The 8,548-nt window shown below is 67.7% G+C and carries 9 protein-coding genes and 1 pseudogene; 7 read left to right on the plus strand and 3 right to left on the minus strand.

Annotated features, from left to right (window positions below):
• The 6 genes and pseudogenes from KBY78_RS13535 to KBY78_RS13560 all read left to right on the plus strand — a co-directional run.
• Positions 1 to 220, plus strand: a pseudogene (locus KBY78_RS13535) (heme A synthase); the annotation flags it as partial.
• On the plus strand, positions 213 to 1,211 hold the full coding sequence (locus KBY78_RS13540) for a heme o synthase (RefSeq protein WP_006170290.1): 999 nt from the start codon (positions 213 to 215) through the stop codon (positions 1,209 to 1,211). The pseudogene KBY78_RS13535 and the gene KBY78_RS13540, both read left to right, overlap by 8 nt.
• 52 nt (positions 1,212 to 1,263) lie before the next feature.
• Positions 1,264 to 2,271, plus strand: coding sequence for an ATP-binding cassette domain-containing protein (locus tag KBY78_RS13545; RefSeq protein WP_255144022.1), 1,008 nt, complete (start codon positions 1,264 to 1,266; stop codon positions 2,269 to 2,271).
• Positions 2,272 to 2,331: 60 nt separating this feature from the next.
• Entirely contained in the window at positions 2,332 to 3,204 is an 873-nt protein-coding gene (locus tag KBY78_RS13550) for an ABC transporter permease (RefSeq protein WP_255144023.1), read from the plus strand.
• 44 nt (positions 3,205 to 3,248) lie between these two features.
• A complete protein-coding gene (locus KBY78_RS13555) occupies positions 3,249 to 4,514 on the plus strand; it encodes a hypothetical protein (RefSeq protein WP_255144024.1) in 1,266 nt (421 codons plus the stop codon).
• 10 nt (positions 4,515 to 4,524) lie between these two features.
• Positions 4,525 to 5,232, plus strand: a complete 708-nt coding sequence (locus KBY78_RS13560; RefSeq protein WP_255144025.1) for an N-acetylmannosamine-6-phosphate 2-epimerase — start codon at positions 4,525 to 4,527, stop codon at positions 5,230 to 5,232.
• Between the two features lie 22 nt (positions 5,233 to 5,254).
• Here KBY78_RS13560 and groL read toward each other — a convergent pair whose 3' ends face one another.
• Complete coding sequence (gene groL, locus KBY78_RS13565) at positions 5,255 to 6,958, minus strand: chaperonin GroEL (RefSeq protein ID WP_255144026.1); 1,704 nt, start codon at positions 6,956 to 6,958, stop codon at positions 5,255 to 5,257.
• A 199-nt stretch (positions 6,959 to 7,157) separates the two neighbouring features.
• Between groL and KBY78_RS13570 the strand changes: the two genes are divergently transcribed.
• Positions 7,158 to 7,406 (plus strand): hypothetical protein, encoded by a 249-nt coding sequence (locus KBY78_RS13570; protein WP_006170298.1) that lies wholly within the window; start codon positions 7,158 to 7,160, stop codon positions 7,404 to 7,406.
• A gap of 7 nt (positions 7,407 to 7,413) precedes the next feature.
• On the opposite strand, the gene fabG is transcribed toward KBY78_RS13570, so the two are convergent.
• Together fabG and KBY78_RS13580 are read right to left on the minus strand one after the other, a co-directional pair.
• The gene (gene fabG / locus KBY78_RS13575; RefSeq protein WP_255144027.1) at positions 7,414 to 8,172 is read right to left on the minus strand and encodes a 3-oxoacyl-[acyl-carrier-protein] reductase; all 759 of its coding nucleotides are present in this window, start codon (positions 8,170 to 8,172) and stop codon (positions 7,414 to 7,416) included.
• A gap of 48 nt (positions 8,173 to 8,220) precedes the next feature.
• Positions 8,221 to 8,548 (minus strand): cation:proton antiporter regulatory subunit (locus tag KBY78_RS13580; RefSeq protein WP_255144028.1); only part of this gene is annotated, 328 nt, incomplete at its 5' end.

Consider the following 8,548-nt stretch of genomic DNA (forward strand, 5'->3'; position numbering starts at 1 on the left):
GGCGGCGCTGCTTTTGGTGTGCCTGCAGATCGCCCTCGGGGTGCTCCCCCTTCGCCTCTCCCTCGCGGTGCCGTTGGTCCCCGTGGCCCACCAGCTCACGGCGGCCCTTCTGGTGGCCGTACTCAGTGCCCTGGCCATGCGCCACCGGCCGATCTCCCTTTCCGCAGCGATCTCCCCCGTTCAGCTCCAGACCCCCCGCCTCGAGTCCTGCCATGGTTAGCGCCACCAGCCTCAGCCCCCAGCTCAGCAGCCGCGACCAGGTGGTTCCTTCCCGCTCCAAGGTGCGGCTGCCCCCCTGGCTCGAAATCGCCAAACCAAGGCTGATTCCCCTGCTCCTGGCCACAACCCTTGGGGGGATGGCCCTTTCTGAGGGCTGGCCGATGACGGCACCTCGCCTGGCCTGCACCCTCGGCGGCGGCGCCCTGGCCTCCGCGGCCGCCGGAGTGCTCAATTGCCTCTGGGAGCAGGAGCTCGATGGGCGCATGGTGCGCACCAGCGGCCGCGCCCTCCCCTCAGGTCGGCTTTCGGCCGGCACCGCCTTCGCCGTGGCGGTCTCCCTCACCTGTGCGGCTGCCCTACTGCTGGTGAGCGGCGTCAATTGCCTCGCTGCCGCGCTGTCCCTCCTGGGCCTCTGCAGCTACGTGTTGCTCTACACCGCCCTGCTCAAGCCCCGCACCACCCAGAACATCGTCATCGGCGGCGTGGCTGGAGCAATCCCCCCCCTGGTGGGCGCCGCCGCGGCCACCGGCCATGTGGGCCTGGGCGGCTGGTGGCTGTTCGGGCTGGTGATGCTCTGGACACCCGCCCACTTCTGGGCGCTGGCCCTGCTGCTCAAGGAGGACTACCGCTCGGTCGGTATTCCGATGCTGCCGGTGGTGAAAGGAACCGAGGTGACCGCCGAGGCCATCGGCCATTACGCCCGGGCCACCGTGCTGGTCAGCCTGCTGGGGGTGCTGGCCCTCCCCACTGGTGGCTGGCTCTACGGCCTGCTGGTCATTCCCTTCAATGCCAGGCTGCTGCAGATGGCCCACACGCTGGGCCTCAATCCCGATGAGGTGGCCCCGGCCCGGGGATTGTTCCGCTGGTCGATCCTCTATCTCTTCGGCATCTGCCTGCTGCTGCTGCTGGCCAGGCTTCCCGGTGCTGAGATCTTCAGCCTCCAGACCGGCGAATTGCTGGCTGAGCTCAATCTCCCCTCCCCCGCTTTCTAGATTGCAAGCGTCCATTGGCCGGGCAGGAGTGTCAGCAGCGCAGCCAGAAGCCATGATCCAGCTGGATCAGATCAGCCAGACGTACGGGCCGGTCACGGCCCTCGATGGCCTCAACCTGCGTGTTCCGGCCGGCAGTCTCTATGGCCTGCTCGGACCCAACGGGGCTGGCAAGACCACGGCCCTGCGCATCCTCTGCACCCTGCTGGCCCCGGATACCGGTGGTGTTCGCGTGGCTGGGCTCGATGCTCTGCAGCAGCCCCGCCAGGTGCGGGAGCGACTGGGCTACGTGGCCCAGGAGGTGGCCATCGACAAGATCCTCACTGGACGGGAGATGCTGCGCCTCCAGGGCGCCCTGTATCACCTGGCTACGCCTCACCTGCGTCAGCGGATCGACGAACTGATCCAGCTGCTGGGCATGGGGGGGTGGATCGACCGTCGCTGCGGCACCTATTCCGGAGGCATGCGTCGCCGCCTGGATCTGGCCAGCGGCCTGCTACACCAGCCCTCGGTGCTGGTGCTGGATGAACCCACCGTGGGGCTCGACATCGAAAGCCGAGCCGTGATCTGGCAGGTGCTGAGGCAGCTGCGAGACGCCGGCACCACGGTGCTGCTCAGCAGCCATTACCTGGAGGAGATCGATGCCCTCGCCGACCGGCTGGCGATCCTCGACGGGGGCCGGGTGATCGCCGAGGGCAGCCCCAGCGAGCTCAAGCGCGCTCTTGGAGGTGATCGCGTCACCCTGCGGGTGCGTGAATTCAGTGATGAGTCGGAGTCAGCCCGGGTTCAGCAGGTGCTCCAGGGCTGCCCGGGCGTGCGCCAGGTGGTGGTGAACCGCGCTCAGGGCCATTCCCTCAACCTGGTGGTGGATGGGGAGGCCGTGATCGATCAGCTGCGCCGTCAGCTGAGTGAGGCTCAGCTGCCCGTGTTCTCCATGTCCCAGAGCCGTCCCAGTCTCGACGACGTCTACCTCCAGGCCACCGGCCGCACGTTGATGGATGCCGAACTGGAGGTGGTCGGCAGCCGTGATCCCAAGGCCGAGCGCAAACAGGCCATGCGCTGAGTTCCCTGTCGTGATGTCCCGCCCGATCTCCTGCCCTCCCGCTTCTCCCGTCCCCCGGCCATGACCAGCGCCTCGCCCCTGACGCTCAACGCCGCACCGCCCGATCAGGTCCCGGCTCAGCGTTCCGCCTTCGCGGACCTCTGCCAGGAGACGCTGGCCCTCACCCGCCGGCTGTTCCTTCAGTTGGCTCGGCGCCCCTCCACCCTGGTGGCTGGCGTGCTGCAGCCATTGATCTGGCTGGTGCTGTTCGGGGCGCTCTTCGCCAAGGCGCCGGAGGGCCTGCTGCCGGATGGCATGAGCTACGGCCGCTTCCTGGGGGCAGGGGTGATCGTGTTCACCGCCTTCAGTGCGGCCCTTAACGCCGGCCTGCCGGTGATGTTCGACCGGGAATTCGGCTTCCTCAACCGGCTGCTGGTGGCCCCCTTGCGCTCGCGCAGCTCGATCGTGCTGGCCTCGGTCCTCTACATCACCAGCCTCAGCCTGATCCAGAGCCTGGCAATCATGGTCACAGCAGCCCTGCTGGGATATGGCTGGCCGGGAGGCGCCGGTTTGCTGCTGGTGCTGGTGACCCTGCTGCTGCTGGTCTTTGCTGTGACCGCCCTCAGCCTGGGGCTGGCCTTCGCCCTGCCGGGGCACATCGAGTTGATCGCGGTGATCTTCGTCGCCAACCTGCCTCTGCTGTTCGCCAGTACCGCGCTGGCACCGATTTCCTTCATGCCCACCTGGCTGGGCTGGCTTGCGGCCCTGAATCCACTTACCTTCGCCATAGAACCCATTCGCGCTGCCTACGCCGGCAGCTTCTCCCTTCAGGCCGTTGTGCTCGAAGCTCCCTACGGGGATCTCACCGGCCTGACCTGCCTGGGAATACTCGCCGCCCTCGCCATCAGCCTCTTTCTCCTGATCCGGCCTCTGTTGGATCGCAAACTCAGTTGAGTCTCTCCGTGTCCACCACCCATCCCCTCCTTGCTGCTGACCCGATGTCCCATGGCAGCTCAAGGCTCTCTCCGCAGGACCTGCTCCAGGCTCTGGAGCAGCGGGATGGTGCCCTGCTCGCGGCCCACTCCCTGCGCTGGGCCCACCGCCATGGGGTTGAAGCGCTGGAGTGCCTGATCCAGGGCCAGGCTCTCGATGAGACTGCACGGCTCTGGTGGCGCGAACAACTGGTGCGTCCAACCCCGGCGGCCGTTGTTGCCACCGAAGCTCTCCATGGTTCCAGGCCTGCAGGGGGTGCCACGATCTCCCCGCCGCTGGAGCCGTTGCTCACCCCTCCCGTGCTGGAGGATTCCGTCCCCCTGCCCGCAGAGTGGCTGGTGCCGACCGGCCTTGACCAGCCGGTTGAGCCTGAGTCCGAGCCCGCGGTAGCCGGTGACGACGGGGAAACCGTTCAGCCTGAGCCCAAGGACGTGGCAGTCGTCGAACCTGCTGCTTTTGAGCCTGTCGCCTTTGACGAGGCTGCTCCTGATCCGGCAGTTGCTTCGGTCACTGAGCCGTTGCCCCCCCTGGCGGAAGCTTTCGGCCCGATTCCCGGCCTCGAACCCCTGCCCAGTTTCAACGTGCAGGCGATCTTCACGATGCAGTCGGAGTTGGCGGAGAAGCCCCTGGCTCCCCCGATCGTTCCGCCGCTGATGGCCCCGCCCGCGGAGCTGCAACTGGAGGCCTTTCCGCCGGTGGAGGCTCAATCCCTGTCTGTATCCCAGACTCAACTCCAGGAGGAGGCTCCAACCGAGGCCATCGCCATTCCGGCTGATCCCGCTCCGGCGGAAGCGGCCCCTGAAAAGCCCGCTGAGCCTCGGCGCAATCCCTTCTCCCGCCTGCGCGGCCTGTTCAAGGACTGCGTCGAGGAGGTGGTCAGCACCTTTGGCAACGAGGAGGAGGAGGAGTCCTTGATGCCCCAGGAACCTGCGGCTGCCTCAGCCCAGACTCCGCGGCTGAGCGAGTACCAGGCTGTTCCTGGGGCCTTTACACCTCCTGACCCGCTGGTGGATTCCTTCCCTGCCCGGCAGCCAGCGTCCCGGGGCCCAATCGCTCCACCTCCCTTCGCGCTACAGCAGCCGCCTCAGCCCACCCGGCAGGCCCAGCGGCGGGGCCGTAACGAATCCGGCAGCGCCGCAGGCCGCGGTGCTCGGGCGAACCGGCCGTCGACTTCATCGCCCGCGCCCGCTCCCAGTCATCCCGCCCTCGACTCGCTGCGTTCCTGGCTGCCGGACACTCTTGAGCAGGACGACCATCGTCAGGCCTCCTGAGGCCCTGACCATGGTCGTTGATCCGCGCCTTCTTCGAGGAGCGCTGCAGGGCCGTCTGATTGTTTCGGTCCAGGCTCCCCAGGGGTCCCCGATGCGTGATCCCTCGGTGATCGCCGCGATGGCGGAGGCCAGCCTGGCCAATGGTGCTGTCGGGGTTCGCCTCGAGAGCCCTGAGCACATCGGTGCCGTGCGGCAGCGCTGCCCCGGGGCCCTGATCGTTGGCCTCTGGAAGCGGGTCTATCCCGACAGCTCCGTTTACATCACTCCGGGCTGGGAGGAGGTGCGGGCTGTGTGGGCGGCAGGGGCCGACATCGTGGCGATCGATGCAACCGCCAGGTTCCGCCCGGGCGGGGAGGATCTGGCCAGTCTGATCGAGCGGTCCCAGCGCGATCTTGGGGCCCCGCTGATGGCTGATGCCGACAGCCTCGAGAACGGACTTAGCGCGGCGGCTCTCGGCTGTCAGTGGGTGGGAACCACCTTGTTCGGTTACACCGAATCCACAGCTGATCAACGCCCCCCGGCCTGGGAGTTGCTGCCGCTTTTGCGCCAGCAGTTGCCGCCTGAAACCGCCCTGATCTGCGAAGGGGGAATCTCCTCCGCAGATCAGGCGGCCAGGGCTCTGGCGGCGGGAGCGGACTCTGTGGTCGTGGGCACCGCCATCACAGGGGTGGATCTGCAAGTGGCCGCCTACGTGGAGCGTATGGCCGCGGGCCGCTGAAGGAGCGGCCCGCGGGGAGGGCTCACATCATTCCTGGCATACCCATTCCGCCCATACCACCCATTCCGCCCATACCACCCATTCCGCCCATACCGCCCATACCGCCCATGCCACCCATACCGTCCATGCCACCACCGGCACCGGCTGGGGCTGGTGGTTCCGGTTTGTCGGTGATCACCACTTCGGTGGTGATCAGCAGCGCGGCGATCGAGACGGCGTCCTGCAGGGCGAGGCGCACCACCTTGGCGGCATCGAGGATGCCGACGGCCACCATGTCGTCGTAAGCGCCGGTGATGGCGTTGTAGCCCTTGCCAAGGTGCTGGGCCTCGGCCACCACAACGGAGCCGTTGGCACCGGCGTTGTTGGCGATCTGACGGGCTGGTGCCGCCAGGGCACGCTGCACGATCTCAGCGCCGGTGCGCTCATCGCCGCTCAGGTCGGCGATCAACTGGTCGAGTTCCGTGGCCAGCTGCAGCAGCGTGAATCCGCCGCCCGCCACGATTCCCTCCTCCACTGCCGCACGGGTGGCATTGAGGGCGTCTTCGATGCGCAGCTTGCGGTTGCGCAGCTCGGTTTCGGTGGGGGCGCCCACCTTGATCACGGCAACACCGCCGGCCAGCTTGGCCAGGCGCTCGTTCAGCTTTTCGCGGTCGTACTCGGAGTCGGTGGCTTCCAGTTCACGGCGGATCGAGGCCACGCGGTCGGCCACGGCGGCGCTGTGGTCCTCGGTGCCCACGATGGTGGTGGTGTCCTTGCTGATCGTGATCCTGCGCATGCGGCCGAGATCACCCAGAGCCACCTTCTCAAGGGTCATGGCCCGGTCCTCGCTGATCAGGGTGGCGCCGGTGAGGATGGCGATGTCCTGGAGCATGGCCTTGCGGCGGTCGCCGAATCCGGGCGCGCGAACGGCCGCCACCTGCAGCACTCCCCGGTTCTTGTTCACCACCAGGGTGGCGAGCGCCTCGCCAGCCACCTCCTCGGCCAGGATCACCAGGGGAGCACCCGCCCGGGAGACGGCTTCCAGAACCGGAACCAGATCATTGATGCTGCTGATCTTGCGATCAGTCACGAGCAGCAGAGCGTTGTCGTACTCGCACACCTGGCGGTCGCCATCGGTGACGAAATAGGGGGAGGAGTAGCCCCGATCAAAGGCCATGCCCTCGGTGACCTCCAGTTCGGTGGAGAGGGAGCGGGATTCCTCCACGGTGATCACCCCGTCGGTGCTCACCTTGTCCATGGCCTCAGCCACCATCCGGCCCACTTCCTCATCGCCGCCGGAGCTCACGGTGGCCACCTGACGGATGGCGTCACCGGCAACGGGCTGGGCGAGGGCGGCGATGCCCTCCACCACCCGGGCCGCCGCCCTCTCCATGCCGCGGCGCAGCCCCACCGGGTTGGCGCCGGCGGCCACATTGCGCAGTCCCTCGTGCACCAGTGCCTGGGCCAGCACCGTGGCGGTGGTGGTGCCATCGCCGGCCTGGTCCTTGGTCTTGGAGGCCACCTGCTGGATCAGCCGGGCTCCCACGTTCTCGAAGGGATCCTCCAGGGTGATTTCCTTGGCGATCGTCACCCCGTCATTGACGATGTCGGGTGCTCCGAACGACTTCTCCAGCACCACGTTGCGGCCCTTCGGTCCGATCGTGACCCGTACGGCATCGGCCAGGGCATTCACCCCACGCTCAAGCGAGCCCCTGGAGGCGTCGGAAAAACTGATCAGCTTGGCCATCGGTCGTGCAGGAGGTGGAGAAGGTCTGACGCCGGGGTGGGACGACCTCCCAGGCGGAACTGGGCACGGCCACCGCACCCAATGGAATTCAGCGTCCCACAGCGGCCGGGGCCCAGTCAGGGTCCGGCTGGTGGGGAAAGCCGAATCGCTCGCCCACCCAGGCGCTGCGGCAGGCCCCATCTGCCGATAAGGTCCTGAGATGGAGGAAAACCTGCGCGCCAGCCTCTCGGCGTCGGTGGCCGATGCGCTCACCGATCCTGCGATCGACACGGTTTCGGGGGCCAGCCTGATGGTCTTCCTGGTCATCGCCGGCCTGGGACTGGCGATGGCGCTGGTCTACGTTCCCCTGCGCCTGTTCCTCACGATCACGGCCCGCAGTCGGCGGCTGCGGCTGCTGCAGCGCATCCGCCGCCTGAGGGAGGAGCTGGGGCAGCCGATCCAGTCGTGATCGGGCCTCAGCGCATCACCAGGCCACCATCCACCTGCAGCACCTGGCCAGTCATGTAAGCGGCGGCGGGATCGGCGGCCAGAAAGCGCACCACACCGGCCACGTCCTCGGGCTGACCGAGCCGACCGAGGGGGATGGCCGCCTGGATCCGCTCGACGTCCAGGTCTTTCGTCATGTCGGAGGCGATGAAGCCCGGGGCCACGGCGTTGACAGTGACCCCACGGCTGGCCAGCTCGGCGGCGGTGCTGCGGGTGAAGCCGATCACACCGGCCTTGGCGGCGCTGTAGTTGGCCTGGCCGGGGTTGCCCATCAGCCCCACTACCGAGGTGATGTTGATGATGCGTCCGCTGCGGGCCTTGAGCATCGTGCGGCAGACGGCACGGGTGCAGAGGAAGACGCCGCTGAGGTTGAGGTCGATCACGCTCTGCCAGTCAGCGGTCTTCATGCGCATCAGCAGGCCGTCACGGGTGATGCCCGCGTTGTTCACCAGTATGTCGAGGCGGCCGCTGTGTTCCAGCACCTGCTTGACCATGGCCTCCACGTCCGCCTCCTGGGAGACATCGGCGCGGTGACTCCAGGCCCGGCCGCCGGCGGCGGTGATGGCCGCCACCACAGCTTCGGCCGCGTCAGCGGAAGCGGCATAGTTCACCACCACCTCCGCTCCGCTGGCGGCCAGTTCCAGAGCGATGGCCCGGCCGATGCCGCGGCTGGCTCCTGTGACCAGAGCCACCTGGCCCGTGAGTGGGGCAACAGCGGATCCGGTCATCGGAGGGGCGGCGAGGAGAGGGCGATCGTATGCGCCCCCTGGCCGCCCTCAGTTGGTCATCGCTTCGACCCCCTCGAGGGCGGGGCCCAGAAGCTGGGCGAAGCGTTGCAATTCCTCCTTGCTGCCCATCACCACCAGCAACTGGCCCGGCAGCAGCCTCACATCGCCATTGGGGTTGGTGATCAGTTTCGGGGGAAGGGGAGCGCTGGTGATGCCGCGATACACGGAAGAGTTGTTCGCCTTCGGGGCGGGCATGCGCACGGCCAGCACCAGGGCCCCGGTGCGCCGGCGAAGTTCCAGCTCGGCCAGGGGGCGGCCGTTGAGATCGGCCAGCAGCTGCCCGTTGCTGCTGAGCTGAAACTCCTCCACCTCGCAG

Origin of the sequence: Synechococcus sp. EJ6-Ellesmere, from assembly GCF_024345875.1 — a bacterium.
Lineage (GTDB): Bacteria > Cyanobacteriota > Cyanobacteriia > PCC-6307 > Cyanobiaceae > Regnicoccus_A > Regnicoccus_A antarcticus.